This window comes from Arthrobacter sp. J156, from assembly GCF_056172865.1.
On sequence record NZ_CM149650.1, the window covers coordinates 228,391 to 248,652 of the forward strand.

General features: G+C 71.0%; 18 protein-coding genes and 1 tRNA gene. 12 read left to right on the forward strand and 7 right to left on the reverse strand.

Features of this window, described 5'->3' with window-relative positions; genetic code table 11:
* The first annotated feature begins 57 nt into the window (after positions 1 to 57).
* From AC0QR5_RS01160 to AC0QR5_RS01185, 6 genes are all read left to right on the forward strand, one after another.
* A complete protein-coding gene (locus AC0QR5_RS01160; RefSeq protein ID WP_329859704.1) occupies positions 58 to 1,032 on the forward strand; it encodes a septum formation initiator family protein in 975 nt (324 codons plus the stop codon).
* A gap of 75 nt (positions 1,033 to 1,107) precedes the next feature.
* A complete protein-coding gene (locus AC0QR5_RS01165) occupies positions 1,108 to 1,800 on the forward strand; it encodes a DUF501 domain-containing protein (protein ID WP_329859706.1) in 693 nt (230 codons plus the stop codon).
* Positions 1,797 to 2,756 (forward strand): Ppx/GppA phosphatase family protein, encoded by a 960-nt coding sequence (locus AC0QR5_RS01170; protein WP_329859808.1) that lies wholly within the window; start codon positions 1,797 to 1,799, stop codon positions 2,754 to 2,756. The genes AC0QR5_RS01165 and AC0QR5_RS01170 overlap by 4 nt, the downstream gene beginning before the upstream one ends.
* A gap of 41 nt (positions 2,757 to 2,797) precedes the next feature.
* Positions 2,798 to 4,279, forward strand: coding sequence for a S8 family peptidase (locus AC0QR5_RS01175; protein ID WP_430970670.1), 1,482 nt, complete (start codon positions 2,798 to 2,800; stop codon positions 4,277 to 4,279).
* 43 nt (positions 4,280 to 4,322) lie between these two features.
* Positions 4,323 to 5,777: an NAD(P)/FAD-dependent oxidoreductase gene (locus AC0QR5_RS01180; RefSeq protein ID WP_329859707.1), complete on the forward strand. Its 1,455-nt coding sequence runs from the start codon at positions 4,323 to 4,325 to the stop codon at positions 5,775 to 5,777.
* A gap of 183 nt (positions 5,778 to 5,960) precedes the next feature.
* A tRNA-Leu gene (locus tag AC0QR5_RS01185) sits at positions 5,961 to 6,034 on the forward strand.
* A gap of 51 nt (positions 6,035 to 6,085) precedes the next feature.
* Here AC0QR5_RS01185 and AC0QR5_RS01190 read toward each other — a convergent pair.
* Positions 6,086 to 7,108, reverse strand: a complete 1,023-nt coding sequence (locus tag AC0QR5_RS01190; RefSeq protein ID WP_329859708.1) for an SH3 domain-containing protein — start codon at positions 7,106 to 7,108, stop codon at positions 6,086 to 6,088.
* Positions 7,109 to 7,411: 303 nt separating this feature from the next.
* Between AC0QR5_RS01190 and AC0QR5_RS01195 the strand changes: the two genes are divergently transcribed.
* Positions 7,412 to 8,674 carry an ABC transporter substrate-binding protein gene (locus AC0QR5_RS01195; RefSeq protein ID WP_329859710.1) on the forward strand — a complete coding sequence of 421 codons (1,263 nt, stop codon included), beginning with the start codon at positions 7,412 to 7,414 and terminating at the stop codon, positions 8,672 to 8,674.
* A gap of 500 nt (positions 8,675 to 9,174) precedes the next feature.
* Here AC0QR5_RS01195 and AC0QR5_RS01200 read toward each other — a convergent pair whose 3' ends face one another.
* The 4 genes from AC0QR5_RS01200 to AC0QR5_RS01215 all read right to left on the reverse strand — a co-directional run bounded on the left by AC0QR5_RS01200 (position 9,175) and on the right by AC0QR5_RS01215 (position 13,305).
* On the reverse strand, positions 9,175 to 9,963 hold the full coding sequence (locus AC0QR5_RS01200) for an ABC transporter ATP-binding protein (RefSeq protein WP_329859711.1): 789 nt from the start codon (positions 9,961 to 9,963) through the stop codon (positions 9,175 to 9,177).
* Positions 9,960 to 10,970, reverse strand: a complete 1,011-nt coding sequence (locus AC0QR5_RS01205) for an ABC transporter ATP-binding protein (protein WP_329859810.1) — start codon at positions 10,968 to 10,970, stop codon at positions 9,960 to 9,962. The genes AC0QR5_RS01200 and AC0QR5_RS01205 overlap by 4 nt, the downstream gene beginning before the upstream one ends.
* Positions 10,971 to 11,041: 71 nt before the next feature.
* Positions 11,042 to 12,022, reverse strand: a complete 981-nt coding sequence (locus AC0QR5_RS01210) for a branched-chain amino acid ABC transporter permease (protein ID WP_329859713.1) — start codon at positions 12,020 to 12,022, stop codon at positions 11,042 to 11,044.
* A gap of 8 nt (positions 12,023 to 12,030) precedes the next feature.
* Positions 12,031 to 13,305, reverse strand: a complete 1,275-nt coding sequence (locus AC0QR5_RS01215) for a branched-chain amino acid ABC transporter permease (protein WP_329859811.1) — start codon at positions 13,303 to 13,305, stop codon at positions 12,031 to 12,033.
* Positions 13,306 to 13,607: 302 nt separating this feature from the next.
* Between AC0QR5_RS01215 and AC0QR5_RS01220 the strand changes: the two genes are divergently transcribed.
* From AC0QR5_RS01220 to ilvA, 4 genes are all read left to right on the forward strand, one after another.
* Positions 13,608 to 14,417, forward strand: a complete 810-nt coding sequence (locus AC0QR5_RS01220; protein ID WP_329859714.1) for a Bax inhibitor-1/YccA family protein — start codon at positions 13,608 to 13,610, stop codon at positions 14,415 to 14,417.
* Between the two features lie 124 nt (positions 14,418 to 14,541).
* Positions 14,542 to 15,477, forward strand: coding sequence for an aldose 1-epimerase family protein (locus tag AC0QR5_RS01225; protein WP_329859715.1), 936 nt, complete (start codon positions 14,542 to 14,544; stop codon positions 15,475 to 15,477).
* Positions 15,468 to 16,667 carry an AI-2E family transporter gene (locus AC0QR5_RS01230; protein WP_329859717.1) on the forward strand — a complete coding sequence of 400 codons (1,200 nt, stop codon included), beginning with the start codon at positions 15,468 to 15,470 and terminating at the stop codon, positions 16,665 to 16,667. The genes AC0QR5_RS01225 and AC0QR5_RS01230 overlap by 10 nt, the downstream gene beginning before the upstream one ends.
* 22 nt (positions 16,668 to 16,689) lie before the next feature.
* The gene (gene ilvA, locus AC0QR5_RS01235) at positions 16,690 to 17,943 is read left to right on the forward strand and encodes a threonine ammonia-lyase (protein WP_329859718.1); all 1,254 of its coding nucleotides are present in this window, start codon (positions 16,690 to 16,692) and stop codon (positions 17,941 to 17,943) included.
* Between the two features lie 106 nt (positions 17,944 to 18,049).
* Here the strand turns inward: ilvA and greA are convergent, their stop codons facing one another.
* Positions 18,050 to 18,541: a transcription elongation factor GreA gene (gene greA / locus AC0QR5_RS01240; protein ID WP_329859720.1), complete on the reverse strand. Its 492-nt coding sequence runs from the start codon at positions 18,539 to 18,541 to the stop codon at positions 18,050 to 18,052.
* Between the two features lie 228 nt (positions 18,542 to 18,769).
* Positions 18,770 to 19,210: a DUF4307 domain-containing protein gene (locus tag AC0QR5_RS01245; protein WP_329859721.1), complete on the reverse strand. Its 441-nt coding sequence runs from the start codon at positions 19,208 to 19,210 to the stop codon at positions 18,770 to 18,772.
* A gap of 184 nt (positions 19,211 to 19,394) precedes the next feature.
* Between AC0QR5_RS01245 and mca the strand changes: the two genes are divergently transcribed.
* The gene (gene mca, locus AC0QR5_RS01250) at positions 19,395 to 20,210 is read left to right on the forward strand and encodes a mycothiol conjugate amidase Mca (protein WP_475372544.1); all 816 of its coding nucleotides are present in this window, start codon (positions 19,395 to 19,397) and stop codon (positions 20,208 to 20,210) included.
* Positions 20,211 to 20,262: the final 52 nt, after the last annotated feature.

Here is a 20,262-nt window from a genome sequence, read left to right on the forward strand (position 1 = left end):
GCCGTCCGGCAGGACGGTTCCCCTCAGCTTTCGACGCGCGAGACCGGTAGGAGACAGATGGCCACCCGACGCCCGAACATGCCGCGCGCCAACCGCGCCACGGGGGAGCGGCAGGGCACCGGCACGAATGCGGCACCGGGCACGGCGCCGGGCCTGGCGCCGGGGGCGGGCGGACGCGGCACCCGCGGATCCGGAGGCCCGGCCGGAGCCCGGCCGTCCTCGGCCAAGGTCATCCCGCTCGGGGCCGTCCCGTCGAGCGAGCCGGACACCGGGCGCCCGTCCGCGCCCGCGCGGAGCAGCCAGGATCCGGCGTCGGAGCCGTCGCTGGCCACCTCGGCGGCCCGCGGCACCTCGCGCGTTGCGGGGGCCTCCCAGCCGGATCAGCCGCGGAAGGCCTCCGCGGCCCGTCCCGCCCGGACCGCACAGCGCGGACCGGCGTCGTCCGCGTCCCCCCGGGACGGGGCGCCCGCCCGCCCCACGCCGCCGTCGGCGCGGAAGCCGGCGCGGAAGGCCAACGCCCCCCGGTCCGAGCGCCGCCTGCGTGAGCGTGCCGAGCTCTCAGGGGCCATCCGCGCGCCCCGCGCCACGTCGAAGGGGCAGGAACCGCGCCCGGCGGGCCGGGAAGCGAAGGCCCAGCCGGCCGCGTCCCCGGTGCCGGCCCGCAGCTTCTCCGGCCGCCTCCTGGCCCTCGCCGTCGTGCTCGTGGCGATCACCATTCTCCTCCTGCCGAGCGTGGCCACCTACGCGGGCCAGCGGGCCGAGATGGCCCAGCTGCGCGAGACGATCGCCGTGCAGGAGGCCGAGCAGGCCGAGCTCAAGGAGCAGATCGCCCGCTGGGACGACCCGGTCTACATCCGCCAGCAGGCGCGGGAACGCATAAACTTGGTCATGCCCGGCGAGCGGAAGTACATGGTGGTCGGCGCCCCCGCGGAAGAGGAGCTCCCGGAGAACGCGAGCCCCGGCGACGTCCGTACGGACCTGCCCTGGGTGGACGCCCTCTGGGACACGGTCAAGCGCTCGGCCACCGACTAGCCGGGTCTCGGAAGAGCCCGGCCACCCAGCCCGCCGCCGCACGCCGCGGTCAGTCGACGAACAGAAGGAGGCCAGGTGCAGCCACCGGCCGGAACGCCCCGCCACGAAAGCCTCGACGAGCACCAGCGCGTACCCACCGGGGCGGATCTCGAGACGCTCAGCCGACAGCTGGGACGCCCGGTCCGCGACGTCGTCGAGATCGGCGCCCGCTGCGTCTGCGGCAATCCGCTCGTCGCCGTCACCGCGCCGCGGCTCTCCTCCGGGATTCCGTTCCCGACGACCTTCTACCTGACCCACCCCGTCATCACCGCCGCCGTCTCCCGCCTCGAGGCCGCCGGCGAGATGAACGCGATGAACGAGCGCCTGGCCTCCGACGCCGCCCTGGCATCCGCCTACCGTGCCGCCCACGAGGACTACCTCGCCGCGCGCGACGCGATCGGCGAGAGGACCGGCACCGGTCCCGTCCCCGAGATCAGCGGCGTGTCCGCGGGCGGCATGCCGGAGCGCGTCAAGTGCCTGCACGTCCTGGCCGGCCACTCGCTGGCCGCCGGCCCGGGCGTCAATCCGCTCGGCGACGAGACCCTGCAACGAATCGGCGCGTGGTGGACCGCGCAGGCGTGCGCCTGCGCGGGGGCCTGGGACACCGAGGCGCCCGCGCCGTCCCGCGACCGCAGCCGGCACGTGAAGACGCAGGAGCGGCAGGACCCCGAGGCCAAGAAGCGCGAGCGCGCCGAGGCGAGGGCGCGGCGCGAGGCGGGGGAGTCCTGATGCGCGTCGCCGCGATCGACTGCGGGACCAACTCCATCCGCCTCCTCGTCGCCGACGTGTACGAGGAGGACGGCGCCACGCGCCTGCGCGACGTCGTGCGGCTCATGCGCGTCGTCCGGCTCGGCCAGGGCGTCGACGCAACGGGCCGGCTGGCGCCCGAGGCGCTCGAGCGGACCTTTGCGGCGCTGGATGAATACGTCGGCGTCATCCGCGACCACGGCGCCGAACGCGTGCGCTTCGTCGCGACCTCCGCCACGCGCGACGCCTCCAACCGCGACGAGTTCGCCGACGGCGTCCGCGCACGGCTCGGTGCCGGGCCCGAGGTGGTCACGGGAGAGGAAGAGGCCGCTCTGAGCTTCGCCGGCGCGGTGTCCGTCTACCCGCCGGCCGACGGCGAACGCGTCCTCGTCGTCGACCTCGGCGGCGGCTCGACGGAGTTCGTCGTGGGCGGCGCCGGCGGGGTCCTCGCGGGACGAAGCACCAACATGGGCTGCGTGCGCTTCACCGAGCGCTTCCTGCCCTCCGACCCGCCGGGCCGCCAGGAGGTCGCCGCCGCCGAGGCCGAGGTCGAGCGCCTCCTCGACGGCGTCGCCGCCGACGTGCCGCTGGGCACGGTGGACCGCGTCATCGGCGTCGCAGGCTCCATCACGACCGTGACGGCCCATGCCCTCGACCTCGACGCGTACCGCTCCGAGCGGATCGACGGCGCGGAACTGCCGCTGGGCGTGGTCGAGGCGGCCGCGGAGGAGCTCATCGCCCTGCCGCGGGACCACCGGGCCTCCCTGCCCTTTATGCACCCGGGCCGGGTCGACGTCATCGGCGCAGGGGCCCTGATCTGGCGCTGCATCCTGCGCCGCCTCGACGCCGAGACGTCCGGCCGCGTGCGCACCGCCATGGCCAGCGAACACGATATCCTTGACGGCATTGCCCTGGGGCTGGCCGGAAGGATCGGCTGAACCCCGGTGCCCACCGTTCCCGACCACCGAGGAGTCCGTCGATGAGGCCACGCGGTTCCGGCGTCATGGGCGCCCTCGCCGCCGTCGTCCTCGCGGCCGGGCTCGCCCTCGGCGGGGCGCCCGCGGCCCTCGCCGACCCGATCCGCGAGCAGCAGTACTGGCTCGAGGACTACGGGATCGAGGCGGCGTGGAAGGACACGAAGGGCGCCGGCGTGAAGGTCGCGGTCATCGACACCGGCGTCGACACGGAGCACCCGGACCTCGTCGGCAACGTGGCGGGCGGGATCGACGTGTCCGGAAGCGGCGAGCCCGACGGCTCCGGGCCCATCGGGGCGAGGCCCGAGCACGGGACCCTCGTCGCCACGATGCTCGCGGGGCACGGGAACAACAAGCTCGAGATCGCCTGGGCGAAGGCCGAGGCGGAGCAGCAGAGCATCGCCTACGAGCGCGCAGTCGCCGACGCCGAGGAACACGACGAGGACCCGCCCGCCGAACCCGAGCCCATCGAGATCCCGGAGCCGGGCCCCGGCCCCGACGGCGTCATCGGCGTGGCCCCGGAGGCCCAACTGCTCACGGTTTCCCTGTGGCTCGGCAGCACCAACCCCGGCGGCGTCAGTGTCGAGGAGCAGGTCCCGAAGGCGCTGCGGTGGGCCGTGGACCAAGGGGCGAAGGTCGTGAACCTCTCCCTCGGATCCACCACGACCGACTGGCCGCGCAGCTGGGACGACGCGTTCCTCTACGCGGAACAGCAGGACGTCGTGGTCGTCGCCGCGGCCGGCAACCGGGCCGGCGGCATGATCCAGGTCGGCGCCCCCGCGACCATTCCCGGCGTCCTGACCGTGGCCGGCGTGGACCGCGACGGCAAGGCGAGCTGGGATTCCTCCACGCAGGGCATCAGCATCGGCGTCTCGGCCCCGGCCGACCCGCTGGTCGGCGGCATGCCCGGCGGCGGCTACGCCGAGTGGACGGGGACCTCCGGGGCCGCGCCGCTCGTCGCCGGCGTCGCCGCGCTGATCCGCTCCAAGCACCCCGAGCTGTCCGCCGGGCAGGTCGTGAACCGGATCCTCGCCACGGCGAAGGACACGGGCGCGCCCGGGGTGGACAACCTCTACGGCTTCGGGCTGCTCGATGCCGACGCCGCGGTCAACGCCGACGTCGCCGACTCCGGGGCCAATCCGCTCGGGACCATCGCCGAGTGGATCCGGGTGCACCGGCGCGGTGCAGGGGATCCCGGCGAATCCTCGACGCCGACGGCCGTCCCCAGCGTGGACTCCACCGTTCCGCCCGCGGCCGCGCCCAGCCCGCGGGAACCCGCCAGACCCGGGGCCGGGCTGCCCCAGGTCCTCGTCCTCGGCGGTGGTGCGCTGCTCGTGGCGATGCTGGCAGCCGCGGCCGTCCACGCGGGCATCACCCGCCGCGCGCTGCGCCGCCGAAAGGCGGCCGAGGTGACGGTCGCGGCCGGCTCGTGGGGCCCCGCGGAGGACGGCCACGACGCCTTCGACGACGTCCCCGAAGGGCGCTAGTGAAGATTTTCACAAAATAGCCGGGCGCGGCTATCATGGAGGCATGCCAAACTCACTCCAGCTTTCTGACCGCCCGCGCATCCTCGTCGTCGGCGGAGGCTATGTCGGCCTGTACGTCGCGATGAAGCTGCAGAAGAAGGTCAAGGCCCACGGCGGCATCGTGACCGTCGTCGACCCGCTGCCGTACATGACCTACCAGCCGTTCCTGCCCGAGGTGGCCGGTGGCCAGATCGAGGCGCGGCACGCCATCGTCTCCCACCGCACGCACCTGCAGGACGCCGAGCTCATCACCGGCCGCGTCACCGCCGTCGACCACGCGAACCGCAAGGCCGTCGTCGTCCCGGCCTCCGGCGAGCCGTTCGAGCTCGAGTACCGCGACGTCGTGATGGCCGCCGGCGCCGTCACCCGCACCTTCCCGATCCCGGGCCTGGCCGAGGCCGGCATCGGCCTGAAGACCATCGAAGAGGCCGTCGCGCTGCGCAACAAGGTCCTCGAGCGCATCGAGACCGCCTCCGTCATGACCGACGAGTCGGCCCGCGCGCGGGCCCTGACGTTCACCGTGGTCGGCGGCGGCTTCGCCGGCATCGAGGCCATCACCGAGATCGAGGACATGGCGCGCGCCGCGGCCCGCAAGAACGGCCGCATCGCCGACGGCGAGCTGCGCTTCGTCCTCGTCGAGGCCATGGGCCGCATCATGCCCGAGGTCACCGCCGAGCAGGCCGAGTGGGTCGTGGAGCACATGCGCTCCCGCGGCATCGAGGTCCTGCTCAACACCTCCCTGGCCAAGGCCGAGGACGGCGTGCTGGAGCTCATCAACATGGCCGACAAGTCCCCGGCCGGGACCTTCGGCGCCGACACCCTCATCTGGACCGCCGGCGTCATGGCCAACCCGATGGTCCGCTCCACGGACTTCACGATCGAGCCGCGCGGCCGCATCAAGACCGGCCAGGACCTGCGCATCGTCGACGAGGACGGCAACCCGATCGAGGGTGCCTGGGCCGCCGGCGACATCTCCGCCGTTCCGGACGTCACGGGCGGCCTGCCGGACGGGACCTGCGTCCCGAACGCCCAGCACGCCGTGCGCCAGGCCAAGCGCCTCGCCAAGAACCTCTACGCGACCCGCTACGGCGTGGGCACCGTGAAGGTCTACAAGCACAAGAACCTCGGCGCCGTCGCCGGATTCGGCTCCTGGAAGGGCGTCGCCAAGGTCATGGGCGTCAAGCTCCGCGGCGTTCCCGCCTGGCTCGCGCACCGTGGATACCACGGCATGGCCATGCCGACGTTCGAGCGCAAGTTCCGCGTCGTCGGCGGCTGGTTCCTGAGCCTCTTCTGGGGCCGCGACACGACGCAGATCTCCGATCTCGAGACTCCGCGCCGCCAGTTCGTCGAGGCCGCCACCCCGGCCCCGAAGCCCGCCGAGAAGAATGACGGGCAGCCGGCCGAGAAGCCTGCCGACAAGCCGGTCGAGGCGAAGGCGGAGCCGGCCGAGGCCAAGTAGGCCGACGCTCCCGCCCGGAGGGCGGCGGAGGGACAACCCTTCCGCCGCCCTCCGGCGTTTCAGGTCGGAATTCCGTGCCGACCCGTCGCGGCCCGGGAACTCGGCGGCCGGTGTCCGTGGCGACGGCCGTCGCTTCACGTCGTCCAGCCGGCCGGGTCCCGGATTCCAGTACGCTGGAGGGGCGCCCCCATGGCCCAACTGGCAGAGGCAGGAGACTTAAAATCTCTGTGTTGTGGGTTCGAATCCCACTGGGGGTACTGAAAAACCGGGTCTGACGAGGTGTTCCGGAAACCGGGTCCGCGGCCCCGTCAGCGGACGTACTCGAAGTGCCACGCCTCGGCGTAGGGGGAGCCCTGCTCGAGGCGCTTGTGGTGCACCCAGCCCCACTGCTTCGAGTACTTCTTGAGCCACGTGTAGTACGCGCCGCCGAAACCGTAGGGCTTGGTCTCGGGGAAATCGATCGCGAGGCCCCAGCCGTGGCTCGACGTGCCGGGTCGGGCGGCGATCATCGGGCCCAGGTCCGTGTAGAGGTACCGCTGCATGCCGAGCGTGCGGTAGGTCAGGTCGACCTCGAGATCCCGTCCGAACTTCTTCTTGAAGGCCGCGTTCATCCGCGTCAGGTCCGCCAGCGCCGGCCCGGCGATGAGGTTCTTCTGCGGATCCCACGGGATCGCCACGAGCGCCGAGCTGGGCAGCTTCCCATTGGCCGAGCGGCGCAGCTGTGCCGCCGTCGTCTTGCCCTTCCACGCCGTCGCGCGGGGCTGCGTGCGTCGGAGGTCGGCGGTCCGCATCCAGCCGAGGGCTCCGGCGGTGCGGACGTAGGCCCAACCCGCCCGCGGCCCGTAGGCCTTCTCCAGCGCGGCATCGCGCCAGACCGGGGTGCCCGCGTAGAGGTCGGCGACCATGACGGCGCCCCCGGGAAGGTGGTAGAGGCGGACGCCGGAGGACCGCGTGAACCACAGGGCGGAGAGCGGCAGCCCGTTGCGCGTGGTCGTGTACTTCTCCTTCGTCTTCGCATGCGTCAGCACGGTGTGGGAGACGTAGGCGGTGCGCTGCTTCCAGGTCAGCCGGAACCAGCCGTTGGAGGCCCGCCCGGTCACCGCGAGCGTCGTGCCCTTCTTCGCGACTCCCAGGACCTTGTGCGACGTCGAGGCGCCGGAGCGGATGTTGACGTTCGCGAGCGTCGCCAGGCGCAGCTTGATGGGAACGACCGCCGCCTGTGCGGGCGCTGCCTGCAGGCCGGTGGCGCCCGCGACGAGGGTGGCGATCCCCGCGGCGAGGACCGTGCGGCGTGCGGCGGGGCCGGAGGTGGGCGGGAACGGGGTCGGCATGGTCGGGTCCTTTGACAAGTCGGGGCGGCGGGGGCGGGGTTCGTCGGGATACAAGCTAGCACCGCCGGTGCGCCATTGTTCTCCACGGTGAAGTCGGTGCTGCGATATCCGTCGCGGGACACCCTCGTCGCCCACGGAAATCGTGGTCGGCAGTTGATCCGAAGCAAATGTGATGGGAGTTACAAGGATGTAACAAAAAGTCCTTATCTTCGCCCCATTTCTGGGCTACCTTCTTCAGTAATCAGGAACCCCTGAGATGCGCATCACAGGGCCGGACCGGCCCTTGATCGAGGAGATTATTTTATGAATGCATCACGCGATGCCCGTTTTGCCCGCGGCGCCAAGCTGCTGGCCGCCGGTGCGGCCATTGCCCTGATGGCCACCGCCTGTGGCGGGTCCAATGGAGCCGGGACCGGAGGCGGCAACGGCGGAGGGGGCGACGGCGAGGCGCTCAAGCTCGGCAGCCTCCTGCCGACCACCGGCGCGCTCGCCTTCCTCGGCCCGCCGGAGATCGCCGGCGTCGACCTGGCCATCAAGGAAATCAACGAGGCCGGAGGGGTCAACGGCCAGGACGTCCAGATCGTCCACCGCGACTCCGGCGACACCACCACCAACATCGCCACCCAGTCCACCACCGACCTGTTGGGCCAGGGGGTCTCCGCGATCATCGGCGCCGCGTCCTCGGGCGTTTCCAAGACCGTCATCAACCAGATCACCGGCGAGGGAACCATCATGTTCTCCCCGGCGAACACCTCCCCGGACTTCACCGACTGGGACGACGACAACCTCTACTGGCGCACCGCCCCGTCCGACGTCATGCAGGGCCGCATCCTCGGCAACTTCATGGTCAGCCAGGGCGCCGCGAACGTCGGCATGATCGTCCTCAACGACGCCTACGGCACCGGTCTTGCCTCCAACATCAAGACCGCCGTCGAGGAAGCCGGCGGCCAGATCGTCGCCGAGCCGATGTTCAACGAGGGCGACTCCCAGTTCTCCGCCCAGGTCGACGACGTCGTGGCGGCCAACCCGGACGCGATCGCGGTGATCTCCTTCGACCAGTCGAAGCAGATCATCCCGCTGCTGATCCAGAAGGGCATCAGCCCGGAGCAGCTGTACTTCGTCGACGGCAACCTCTCCGACTACTCGGCCGACTTCGACCCGGGCACCCTCGAGGGCGCCTGGGGCACCCAGCCGGGTTCGTTCGCCAAGGACGACTTCAAGGCCCGCCTGGCCGAGGTCGACGACTCCCTCGAGGTCTGGAACTACGCCGGCGAGTCCTACGATGCGACCATCCTGATCGCGCTCGCAGCCGTCGCCGGCGGCGGCACGGATGCCCGCACGATCGCCGACAACCTCGTGGCCGTGTCCCGCGACGGTGAGAAGTGCAACGACTTCGCCTCGTGCAAGGCCCTGCTCGACGAGGGCAAGGACATCGACTTCGACGGCATCTCGGGACCGATCTCCTTCTCCGACAAGGGCGACGTCTCCGAGGGCATCATGGGCATCTACCAGTACGACGGGGACAACGTCCCGCAGCCGATCCAGGAAGAAGAGGGCTCGATCTAGAGCCGCCCATCACATCGCCCGCACTGTCGGGAAGGCCCGCCACGGATTCCGTGGCGGGCCTTCCCGCGTCGAGGGCACGGAGCCACCGCGATTCCCCTCACGCCCCGCCGACCCCGGGACGATCCCGCGGGGACATCCTGCGGCCCCGGCACCCGCAGCAGCCCGCTCCCTGCTCGCCAGAGGCCCTCCCTCATCCCCTCCGGCGGCGTCGGGATAGTTGTCGCTCAGCCGGCCTCTTTCCAGCCTTGACACCGACACCGCCGGGGCCGTGGGGCCGGGGCTGTGCGCGCCGGCCGATTCCCGTCCGCCAGGAGCCCTCCCTCATCCCCTCCCGCGGCGTCGGGGTAGTTGCCGGTCAGCCGGCCTCCTTCCAGCCTTGACGCCGGCACCGCCGGGTGGCGTGGAGCCGGGGCCGTGCGGGAGTCGGCCGCGCTCCCGGGCCCCGGCACGCGGAAAGCCCCGGACCATTGGTCCGGGGCCTTCCGAGGGCGTGCGGCGGGCTACTGGTCCGCTTCCGCCACCTTGTCGGCCAGGTCGCCGAGGTAGAGCTTGATGACCTGGGGGTCCTTCATGAGCTCGCGGCCCGTCCCCGTGTACGCGTCGCGTCCCTGGTCCAGCACGTAGGCGCGGTCGCAGATCTGCAGGCAGCGCCGGGCGTTCTGCTCGACCATGATCACGCTCACGCCGGCGCGGTTGATCTCGTGGACGCGCAGGAACGTCTCGTCCTGCTTCACGGGGGAGAGGCCGGCCGAGGGCTCGTCGAGCAGCAGCACCGCGGGATCCATCATCAGGGCCCGCCCCATGGCGACCATCTGCCGCTCGCCGCCGGAGAGCGAACCCGCCCGCTGCGCGCGCCGCTTGCCGAGCTCCGGGAAGAGCGACGTGACGAAGTCGAAGCGGTGGGAGAAGTCCTTCGGGCGCTGGTACATGCCCATCTGGAGGTTCTCCTCGATCGACAGCGACGGGAAGACGTTGTTCGTCTGCGGGACGAACCCGACGCCGCGGGAGACGAGCTTGTTCGCCTTGAGCCCGGTGAGGTCCTGCCCGCGCACCACGACGGTGCCCGAGTGGACCTTGACGAGCCCGAACATGGCCTTGAGGAGCGTCGACTTGCCGGCGCCATTGGGACCGATGATGCCGATCAGCTCGCCCTTGCGGGCCTCGATGCTGCACCCATTCAGGATGTTGACGCCGGGCAGGTATCCGGCGACGAGGTCGGTGACGGTGACGACCGCCTCCGCCTGTTCCGTCGCGGCTTCGTCCCCGGTGGGATTCGTGGTCGTGTTCATGCCTTGTCCTCCTTGCCCTCGGTGCCGGCGTCGTCGTGGCCCGCGGTTCCCTCCACGCCCTCGCCGAGCTCGATCGAGCCGGCGTCGACGTCGCCGAGGATGCCGGCATCCTCGGTTCCGACGACGGATTCCTCGTCCTGCGCCAGCTGCTCCTCGAGCGCCTCGACGCCCGCGTCGGAACCCAGGTCGACGTCGTGGTGCGCGCCCAGGTAGGCGTCGATCACGGCCTGGTCCTTCATGACGATCCCCGGCGGGCCCTCGGCCACGACCTTGCCCTCCGCCATCACGACGACCCAGTCGGCGATGTGGCGGACCATGTGCATGTCGTGCTCGACGAACAGCACGGTCATGCCCTCGGCCTTCAGGTTCTTGATGTGGTCCAGGAGCGACTGGGTCAGGGCCGGGTTCACGCCCGCCATGGGCTCGTCGAGCATCACGAGCTTCGGGTTGGTCATGAGCGAGCGCGCCATCTCGAGGAGCTTGCGCTGGCCGCCCGAGAGCGATGCGGCGTAGTCCTCGCGTTTGGCGTCGAGCTTGAACTTCTCGAGCAGCACGTCGGCGTTCCGTGTGATCTCGTCCTCGCGGCCGCTCCAGATCCAGCGGAACATGGCCTTGAAGAGGCTCTCGCCCGGCTGCTTGTCCGCCCCGAGCCGCATGTTCTCGATGACCGTCAGCTTGCCCATGACCTTGGTGAGCTGGAAGGTGCGCACCATGCCCATGCGCGCCACGCGGTGCGGGGGCACGCCCGAGATCTTGGTCCCGTCGAACTCCCAGTCGCCCGAGTTGGGGGTGTCGAACCCCGTCAGGAGGTTGAAGAGCGTCGTCTTCCCGGCCCCGTTCGGGCCGATCAGCGCCGTGATCTTGTGCCGCGGGATCTCGAGGTAGTCGACGTCGACGGCGTTGAGCGCTCCGAAACTGCGTGTCACGTTCTTCGCGACGACGATGGGATCCCGCTTCTTGCAGCCGGGGCCGGTCTCCCCGGCGGCGATGGGGCGGGTGTCCGTCATGTAGTGGGACGGGTCGGCGACGGCCTGGGCCGTGCTTCCCGCGTCCGGCGCTGGTGTCTGTGCTGCGTGGCTCATGAGAACGCGAGCTCCTTCTTGTTGCCGAGGATGCCCTGGGGCCTGAAGACCATCAGGAGCATGAGCGCCACGCCGACGAGGATGTAGCGCAGCTGGCCGGCCTGGGCCGGGCTGAGGAACGTGACGATGCCGGCCTGGATGAGCCCGACGAGCAGGCCCTGGGTCAGGGACAGGACCACCCAGAAGATCATCGCGCCGATCACGGAGCCGAACACGGTGGCCATGCCGCCGAGCAGCAGCGCCGTCCACAGGAAGAACGTCAGCTCCGTGCCGTAGTTGGCGGGCTGGACGGCCCCTGTCGGCAAGGTGAAGAGGATGCCGGCGAGCGAACCGAAGATGCCGCCGATGACGAGCGCCTGCATCTTGTAGACGAAGACGTTCTTGCCGAGCGAGCGCACGGCGTCCTCGTCCTCCCGGATGCCCTTGAGGATGCGGCCCCACGGGCTGCGCATGAGCAGCCACACGGCCAGGGCGCACAGCAGCACGACGCTCCAGGCGACGACCGTGACCCACAGCGTCCGGTCGTTGAAGCGCAGCGGGCCGAGGTTGTAGGTGCCGGAGGAGAACGGGTTCAGCGCGTAGAAGCCGCGTTCGAAGTTCGCGAGGCCGTTGGCGGATCCGGTCACCCGCGTCAGCGAGTTCGTCGTGACGACGTAGCGGACGATCTCGGCCGCCGCGATCGTGACGATGGCCAGGTAGTCGGCCCGCAGCCTCAGGGTGGGGATGCCGAGCAGGAGCGCGAAGACGACCGAGCAGACGATGGCCGAGAGGACGGCCAGCGGCAACGGCGCGTTGAACGTCAGCGTCGAGATGGCGAAGCCGTAGGCGCCGACCGCCATGAACCCGGCCTGGCCGAAGTTCAGCAGGCCCGAGTAGCCGAAGTGCACGGCCAGGCCGAGCGCGCCCAGGGCGTAGGCGGCGGTGATGGGGCTGACGATCTCGCCGAGCGCGTTTCCGAGGATGAGTGCGAAGTCCATGGTTTCTCCTAACCCACGCGCTCTTTGCGGCCCAGGATGCCCTGGGGCCGGAAGAGGAGGACGGCGATCATGACGAACAGTGCGCCGACGTACTTCAGGTCGGCTTCGAGCCAGATGGTGGAGATCTCCACCATGAGGCCCACGAGGATCGAGCCGACGAGCGCGCCGAACACGGTGCCGAGCCCGCCGAGGGTGACGCCGGCGAAGATCAGCAGCAGGATCTGCTGGCCCATGTTGAAGGAGGCGCCGGGCCGGTAGTAGGCCCACAGGATCCCGCCGAGCGCGGCGAGCATGCCTCCGGCGACCCACACCATGCGGATCACGGCGTCGACGTCGATGCCGGAGGCAGAGGCGAGGGCGGGGTTGTCGGCGACGGCGCGGGTGGCCTTGCCGAAGCGGGTCTTGAGCAGCAGGATGCCCAGCAGGGTGATGACGACGGCCGAGATGATGAGCGAGGTCAGGTTGTTCCGCGTGATGGCCACGGTGCCGAACTCGATCACGGGGCTCTGCGCCCCGGGCAGCTGGCGGGTGGATCCGCCGAAGAAGAACTGGATGACGTAGCGCATCGCGAGGGCGAGGCCGATCGAGACGATCATCATCGGCACGAGGGCGGATCCGCGGCGGCGCAAGGGGCGCCAGAGGCCCCAGTCCTGCGCGTAGCCGAGGGCGCCGCCCAGGAGGACGGCGATGCCGAGCGCGAGCCAGACGGGCATTCCGGTGGCCGCGAGCCCGAACGCGGCGACGGCGCCGAAGGTGACCATCTCGCCGTGGGCGAAGTTGGTCAGCCCGGTCGTGCCGAAGATCAGGGAGAGTCCGACGGCGGCGAGGGCCAGCAGGAGCCCGAAGCTGAGTCCTGCGAGGGCCCGCTCGGCGAGCGTGTCCAGGAAGGTGGCTCCGCCCCCGGCCGCGACCTCGCCGACCTGGAAGATCACGCCGACGTTGGACGTGTTGCCGAAGGTGACGGTGCGGGGGTTCTGCTGTCCTTCGGCCAGCGGCGCCTCCTCGGGGAGGGTACTGGTGTCCAGCTCGACCGTGTACTGGGCCTTGACGGGGACGATGATCTCCCAGCGGCCGTTCTCGTCGGTGATCGACTCCCCGGTGAAGCCGTCGCCCGTGGCGGTGATTCTCACCCCCTGCAGCGGTTCCTGCGCGTGGCGGATGGTTCCGCGGATCGCTAGTTCCTGGGTGCTGGCCTGCGTGGCGGCCGCCGGCACGGATGCGGCGGCTGGCAGGGCGTTCGCCGCGGGGGCCAGGGCAAGCAGCGATGCCAGCATGGCCAGCATCAGTGCGCCCAGGATCCCCCAACGGGTCAGGCTGTGGGCATGACTCACGGTGTGGACCTCCAGTGTGGGGGCGGTTGCCCCCATGGACGGGAATGAACGGTGCGAGGATCCAGTCAGTGTGAGCTGAATCACTAGTGCCCTTATCGTAGTCCCACGAAGTTTCGCCCTAATCAAATTAATGTTTCCCGGAAGGTCGCAATCCGATAACGACGGCGGGGCGTCGCCGCCCGCGGGGATCGTCCGCGCGCCCCCGCGCGTTGAGACCGGTAGGCTAGTGACAAACACCACCGGAGGAGAACCACATGGCACTCGGGGGAAATCCCGTCTTCAACTCGAAGTCGTTCAAGGAGCAGATGCGTCCGCAGGGCGTTTCGGGAGCGGCCGTGGCGCAGCAGTCCACGCTGTCCGCGCAGCAGCTCGAGGAGCTCTACAACCAGCGTTCCGCCGGCCCCGCCGAGACGGGCCGGATGAGCGTCAACGACGTCGTCACCAAGACCCTGATGTGCTTCGGCGTCCTGCTCATCGGCGCCGTCGTCGGCTGGCAGCTGCCCGGGCTGATGCTCCCGGCGGTCCTGATCGGGCTCGTGCTCGGCTTGGTGAACAGCTTCAAGAAGGAGCCGTCGCCGGCCCTGATCCTCCTCTACGCGGGCGTCGAGGGAGTCTTCCTCGGCGGGCTCTCGGGCGTGCTGGAGACGATGTACCCGGGCATCGCGGTCCAGGCCGTGATCGCCACCCTCAGCGTCTTCGCCGTCACGCTCGTGCTCTACCGGTCGGGGAAGTACCGGGCCACCCCGAAGATGACCCGGATGTTCATGATCGCGATGGGCGCCTACCTGGTGTTCTCCCTCGTGAACCTCGGGCTCGTCCTCTTCGGCGTCACCGAGGGCATGTTCGGCCTGCGTCAGGGCTGGCTCGGACTCGCGATCGGCGCCCTCGCCGTCCTGCTGGCCACCTACGCCCTCGTCCTGGACTTCACCTCCATCGAGGAGGGCGTCCGCAACGGGGCGCCCGAGCGCTATTCCTGGACGGGCGCCTTCGGCCTGACCGTGACCATGGTCTGGCTCTACGTGGAGATCATCCGCATCATCGCGATCCTGCGCGGGAACGACTAGCACCACGCGCGACCACGCCCCGCCCGCTCGACGGGCCGCGGGAGACGGAGGCGGCACCCCGGCACGGGGTGCCGCCTCCGTCACGTATTCCCCGCGCGGCACATCATGGCGTTACCGTAAGTGCATGAACGCGCATGCAACGGATGAAGCCACGGCGTCCCACGTCACCGGCCGCCGGTTCGTCATCCGCAACGGCGGGGCGGAAGCCGAGATCGCGTCGCTCGCCGCGGCGCTGCGCGGCTACCGGCGGCAGGGCGTCGAGCTCGCGGAGCCCTTCGGACCCGACGAGCTGCCGCCGATGGGGTCCGGGATCCTGCTGGCGCCGTGGGGCAACCGCATCGAGGACGGACGCTGGACGCTCGACGGCGCGGTCCAACAGCTCGACATCACCGAGCCCTCCCGCGGGCACGCCTCCCATGGGCTGTTGCGCAACACCGGCTACCACGCGCTCGCCCAGGAACCCGGGCAGCTCCTGCTCGGCGCCGAGATCTTCCCCCAGCACGGCTTCCCGTTCCGGATGACGCACACGGTGCGCTACCGGCTCGACGACGACGGCCACCTGCACGTCGAGCAGGATCTGGTCAACCATTCCCGGGCAGTCGCCCCGGCCGCGCTGGGCGCCCACCCGTACCTGCGCATCGGGGACGTCCCGACGGAGCGGCTGCGGCTGACGGTCCCCGCCACGCGCTACCTCCAGGCCGACGAGCGGCTCATCCCGCGTGCCGTCGCCCCCCTCGACGGGGAGCACGACTTCACCCGGGGGCGCGCCCTCGACGGCATCCTGCTCGACTGCGCCTTCACGGGGCTCGAAGCCGACGCCGACGGGCTCGTCCGGCACCGGCTCGAGGCCCCGGACGGCCGGGCCGCGGCGCTGTGGACCGACGATGCATTCCCCTATGTGCATATCTTCGTCACCAACCAGTACCGAGGACGTCCGCTCGCCGTCGCGATCGAGCCGATGACCGCTCCGGCCAACGCCTTCAATTCCGGGGACGGCCTGCGCTGGCTCGCCCCGGGCGGGCGGCTGACCGCCCGGTGGGGGATCGAATCGTGGCTGTAGTCCCGGAACCGGTCCGCGGCGCGGACCAGGGCGTTCCCTACGGCGTCCGGGTCGCCGCGGCCTGGGCCTGGCGCGTGGCCGTCATCCTCGCCACCACGGGCCTCGTCGTGTGGCTGCTCAGCCACGTCTCCCTCCTGGTCATTCCCCTGATGATCGCCGCCCTGCTCGCCGGCCTACTGCTGCCCGCCGTGAAGTGGATGCGCCGCCTGCACGTCCCCAACGGCGTCGCGACGGGCGTGACCGTCGTCGTCTTCCTCGGCGTCGTCACGGGGTCGCTGACCCTCGTGGGCCGCACGATGGCCCAGGGCTTCGCGAGCCTGTGGCAACAGGCCCTCAAGGGCCTGACGCAGATCGAAGGCTGGCTGGCCACGGGTCCCCTGCAATTGAGCACGGAGGAGCTCCAGGGCTTCGTCAACGACGCCCTCGACCAGATCCAGGCCAACAGCAGCCAGATCGTCACCGGCGCCCTGTCGGCCGGTACCACGATCGGACACATCGCCGCCGGAACGCTCCTGGCGGTCTTCGCGTTGATCTTCTTCCTCCTCGAGGGCGAGAGGATCTGGCGCTTCGTGGTCCGCCTCTTCCCCCGTGCGGCCCGTCCGGCCGCCGACGGCGCCGGGCGCCAGGGCTGGCGCAGCCTCGTGAACTACGTGCGCGTGCAGCTCTTCGTCGCCTTCGTGGACGCCGTCGGCATCGGCGTCGGCGCGGCGATCCTCGGCGTCCCCCTCGCCCTGCCGCTCGCCGTGCTCGTGTTCATCGGCTCGTTCGTGCCCATCCTCGGCGCGCTCTTCACGGGCGCGGTCGCCGTGCTCCTGGCCCTCGTCGCCAACGGCTGGGTCAACGCCCTGATCATGCTCGCCGTCGTCCTGGCCGTCCAGCAGGCCGAGTCCCACATCCTCCAGCCGCTCGTGATGGGCAAGGCCGTGAGCCTGCACCCGCTCGCCGTCGTCCTCGCGGTCGCCGGCGGCTCGATGATCGCCGGCATCGCCGGCGCCCTGTTCGCCGTCCCCGTGATGGCCGTCCTGAATTCCGTCGTCCGCTACATCGCCTCCCGCGGCTGGGAGGGCCCGGCCGACGCGGACACGGGACCCCCGGACGAGCCGGCGCGCGCGGCCTCCGTTCCCCGCGCCCCGGCCCCCGCGGACCTCGACGGCGAAACCGTTCCCGACGCCGCCGACGGCCGTCCCTGACCGCAGACCCCAGGAAGACACCATGACCTTGAAGACCACGCTCCCCGTCACCCTCGCCGACGTCGAATCCGCAGCGGCCCTGCTGGAAGGGGTCGTGGCCCGCACGCCGATCGAGCACTCCCGCGCCCTCGGCCTCGTCACGGGCTCCGAGGTGAACCTCAAGTGCGAGAACCTGCAGCGCGCCGGATCCTTCAAGGTCCGCGGTGCCTACGTGCGGATGGCACGGCTGTCGCCCGAGGAGCGGGCGCGCGGCGTCGTCGCGGCATCGGCCGGCAACCACGCCCAGGGCGTCGCGGTGGCCGCGGACCGGCTGGGCATCAAGGCCCGGATCTACATGCCGCTCGGCGTCGCCCTGCCCAAGCTGACGGCCACCAAGGACCACGGCGCGGAGGTGGTCCTGCACGGGCACAACGTCGACGAGGCCCTCGCCGAGGCGAAGCGCTTCGCCGACGCCACGGGCGCGGTGTTCGTGCACCCCTTCGACAACACCGACATCATCTCCGGCCAGGGGACGATCGGCCTCGAGCTGCTCGAGCAGCTGCCCGGGGTCGACACGGTCGTCATGGGCGTCGGGGGCGGCGGGCTCCTCGCGGGCGTTGCGGTGGCCGTGAAGGCGAAGGCGCGCGAGCTCGGCCGCGAGATCAAGGTCATCGGCGTGCAGGCGGAGAACGCCGCCGCGTACCCGCCCTCCCTCGCGGCCGACGCGCTCGTCCCGCTCGAGAAGGTCTCGACGATCGCCGACGGCATCGCCGTGGGCCGCCCGGGGCAGCTGCCGTTCCAGATCATCCGTGAGCTCGTCGACGACGTCGTCACGGTGAGCGAGGACGCCCTGGCCCGGGCGCTGGTCTTCCTGCTCGAGCGCTCCAAGCTCGTCGTCGAGCCGGCCGGGGCCGTCGGCGTCGCCGCGCTGCTGGAGGGCAAGCTCGCCGAGATCGGGGTCGAGTCGAAGAACACGGCCGTGATCCTCTCCGGGGGCAACATCGACCCGCTGCTGATGCTCAAGGTCATCCAGCGGGGCCTGTCCGTGGCCGGGCGGTACCTCACGGTGCGGATGATGCTCGACGACCGTCCCGGCGAGCTCGCCACGATCTCGCGCGTCATCGCCGAGTCGGACGCCAACGTGACCCGCGTGGACCACACACGCGTCGGGGGTTCGTTGAGCATGGGAGACGTCGCGATCACGATCGACATGGAGACCAAGGGGCACATCCACTCCGAGCAGGTGCTCAACAACCTCCGCGCGGAGGGCTTCCAGCCGCTCGTCGTCCACGCCTAGGATCCGGTCGCGCCCGGCCCCCGGGGACGACGACGGCGCCGCTCCTTCCGTCCGGAAGGCGCGGCGCCGTCGTCGTACCGCTTCTGGTCCCCCTCGGGGGGCGGGGTCAGCCCTGGAAGGGCTTGGCGGCGAGGATCTCGACCGCGATCTCCTTGCCGTTCGGGGCGGTGTAGGAGAGCTTGTCGCCGACCTTCTTGCCGTGCACGGCCGCGCCGATGGGGGAGCGCTCGCTGTAGACCTCGAGGTCGGACTCGCCGGCGACCTCGCGGCTGCCGAAGAGGAACGTCGTCTTGTCGCCCGCGATGAGGGCCTCGACGAGCATGCCCGGCTCCACGACGCCGTCGTCAGCCGGGGACTCCCCGACGTGGGCCTTCTGCAGGAGGTCCTTGAGGTACGTGATGCGCGCCTCGGCCTTGCCCTGCTCTTCCTTGGCGGCGTGGTAGCCGCCGTTCTCCTTCAGGTCACCCTCGGAGCGGGCCTGCTCGATGCGGTCCACGATTTCCGCGCGTCCCGGACCCTGCAGATGCTCGAGTTCGGCGGTCAGGCGGTCGAAGGCCTCCTGGGTGAGCCAGACAACTGCTTCATTGTTGGTGGGCACGTACTTCTCCTTGTAGTGATGGACCGGATGGTGTCCGGCCACGGGACATCCCTGCCGGCGGCGATGACGCCTCCAAGCAAAGACCCCGCCTCCATGGTGTTCAGGACCTGCGGCCGCGTCACCATTCCAAGCGGGGTGGATCGTATTAGAGACATTTTAGCCAGTGAGCGGGACAAACCCCAATCACCCCGGGCCGGAGTGTCATCTCCGGCCGCGCGCGGCCCGCGGCTACGGCGTCCAGCAGGCCCCGACGCCGCCCGAGACGCCCTCGTGCTCCGTCCGCAGCTCGACCGTGCGCCGCAGCACCTCGCGGCCGCCGCCCTCGCCGGCGGGGAAGGAGACGGCGGTCCAGCCGACGACGGCGTAGCTCTCGTCCAGCACGCGCGCCGAGCACTCGACGGCCGTCCCGACCGGCTTGTCGACGTCGAACGTCACGGAGGCCGCCGTGGGCGAGGAGATCGAGAAGGAGATGTCCTTGTGGTTCACCTCGGCGGCGTTGAGCAGCGCGACGGCTCCCGCGGCGCCCACGGAGATCGCCAGCGCGGCGGCGATCGCCAGATTGCGGATCCGCGCCGGGACGGTGCGCTTGGGTGCGCCGTAGCGATTGGCTAGGCTGGTCTCCGGCGCGCCGCCGGATCCGCTGGCGGGTGCTGGCTGGTGGGAAGTCATCCCGTCCAGTCTACTGTCCTTTCCCGGGGCCGCCCGCGGGCCCGGGAACCCCGAGGGAGAGCCGACGCCCGTGCAGCTGAACCACCACGACGCCCCGAGGATCCCGGTCCCGCCCTCGCAGGGACTGCGTCTCCTCGCGGTCCACGCCCACCCCGACGACGAGTCGAGCAAGGGGGCCGCCACGATGGCCGCCTACGTGGCCGCCGGCGCAGAGGTCATGGTCGCCACGTGCACCGGGGGCGAGCGTGGGGACATCCTCAACGCCGCCGTCGGCGAACTCGCGCACGCCCACCGGGACCTCGCCGGCGTGCGCCGGACCGAGATGGCCGAGGCCGCCCGCGCCCTCGGGATCCGGCACCGCTGGATCGGCTTCGTCGACTCCGGCCTGCCCGAGGGCGATCCGCTGCCGCCGCTGCCCGCCGGCTGCTTCGCCCTGCAGCCGCTCGAGCGCGCCGCCGCGCCGCTCGTGCGCCTGATCCGCGAGTTCCGTCCGCACGTCGTCACGACCTACGACGAGAACGGCGGCTACCCGCACCCGGACCACATCATGGCCCACCGCGTGGCCGTCGAGGCCTTCCACGCCGCCGGCGACGCCGACCGCTATCCGGAGCAGGGGGAGCCGTGGGCCCCGTCGAAGCTCTACTACGACCGCGCGTTCAGCCCCGAGCGGTTCCGGACCCTCCACCATGGCATGGAGGAGAGCGGCCTCGAGTCCCCGTACGCCGAGCGGGTCTCGGCGTGGGAGCAGGACCCGGACGCCGAGATGTTCGCGTGGGTCAAGCACCACAACACGACGACGCAGATCCTGTGCGCGGAGCAGTTCGGCCGGCGCGACGAGGCCCTCATCGCCCACCGCACCCAGATCGACCCGGAGGGCTTCTTCTTCGCCGTGCCCACCGAGGTCTACGCGAAGTACTGGCCGTGGGAGGACTACACGCTGGCGTCGTCGACGGTCCAGACGCAGCTGCCGGAGTCCGACCTCTTCGCCGGCGTGCGCTGAGCGGCGCCCGCCCTCCCCGTCACCGATAGGATGGAGGCGCCGGCAAGGAGCC

Bases quoted from the DNA above. Each gene is read 5' to 3' on its own strand.
- AC0QR5_RS01225 (WP_329859715.1), top strand. From the start codon at position 14,542: ATGAACGCGCATGCAACGGATGAAGCCACGGCGTCCCACGTCACCGGC.
- AC0QR5_RS01205 (WP_329859810.1), bottom strand. From the start codon at position 10,970: ATGACGGACACCCGCCCCATCGCCGCCGGGGAGACCGGCCCCGGCTGC.
- AC0QR5_RS01175 (WP_430970670.1), top strand. From the start codon at position 2,798: ATGAGGCCACGCGGTTCCGGCGTCATGGGCGCCCTCGCCGCCGTCGTC.
- AC0QR5_RS01160 (WP_329859704.1), top strand. From the start codon at position 58: ATGGCCACCCGACGCCCGAACATGCCGCGCGCCAACCGCGCCACGGGG.
- AC0QR5_RS01190 (WP_329859708.1), bottom strand. From the start codon at position 7,108: ATGCCGACCCCGTTCCCGCCCACCTCCGGCCCCGCCGCACGCCGCACG.
- AC0QR5_RS01220 (WP_329859714.1), top strand. From the start codon at position 13,608: ATGGCACTCGGGGGAAATCCCGTCTTCAACTCGAAGTCGTTCAAGGAG.
- AC0QR5_RS01200 (WP_329859711.1), bottom strand. From the start codon at position 9,963: ATGAACACGACCACGAATCCCACCGGGGACGAAGCCGCGACGGAACAG.
- mca (WP_475372544.1), top strand. From the start codon at position 19,395: ATGGCCGCCTACGTGGCCGCCGGCGCAGAGGTCATGGTCGCCACGTGC.
- AC0QR5_RS01180 (WP_329859707.1), top strand. From the start codon at position 4,323: ATGCCAAACTCACTCCAGCTTTCTGACCGCCCGCGCATCCTCGTCGTC.
- AC0QR5_RS01245 (WP_329859721.1), bottom strand. From the start codon at position 19,210: ATGACTTCCCACCAGCCAGCACCCGCCAGCGGATCCGGCGGCGCGCCG.
- ilvA (WP_329859718.1), top strand. From the start codon at position 16,690: ATGACCTTGAAGACCACGCTCCCCGTCACCCTCGCCGACGTCGAATCC.
- AC0QR5_RS01210 (WP_329859713.1), bottom strand. From the start codon at position 12,022: ATGGACTTCGCACTCATCCTCGGAAACGCGCTCGGCGAGATCGTCAGC.
- AC0QR5_RS01195 (WP_329859710.1), top strand. From the start codon at position 7,412: ATGAATGCATCACGCGATGCCCGTTTTGCCCGCGGCGCCAAGCTGCTG.
- AC0QR5_RS01215 (WP_329859811.1), bottom strand. From the start codon at position 13,305: ATGCTGGCCATGCTGGCATCGCTGCTTGCCCTGGCCCCCGCGGCGAAC.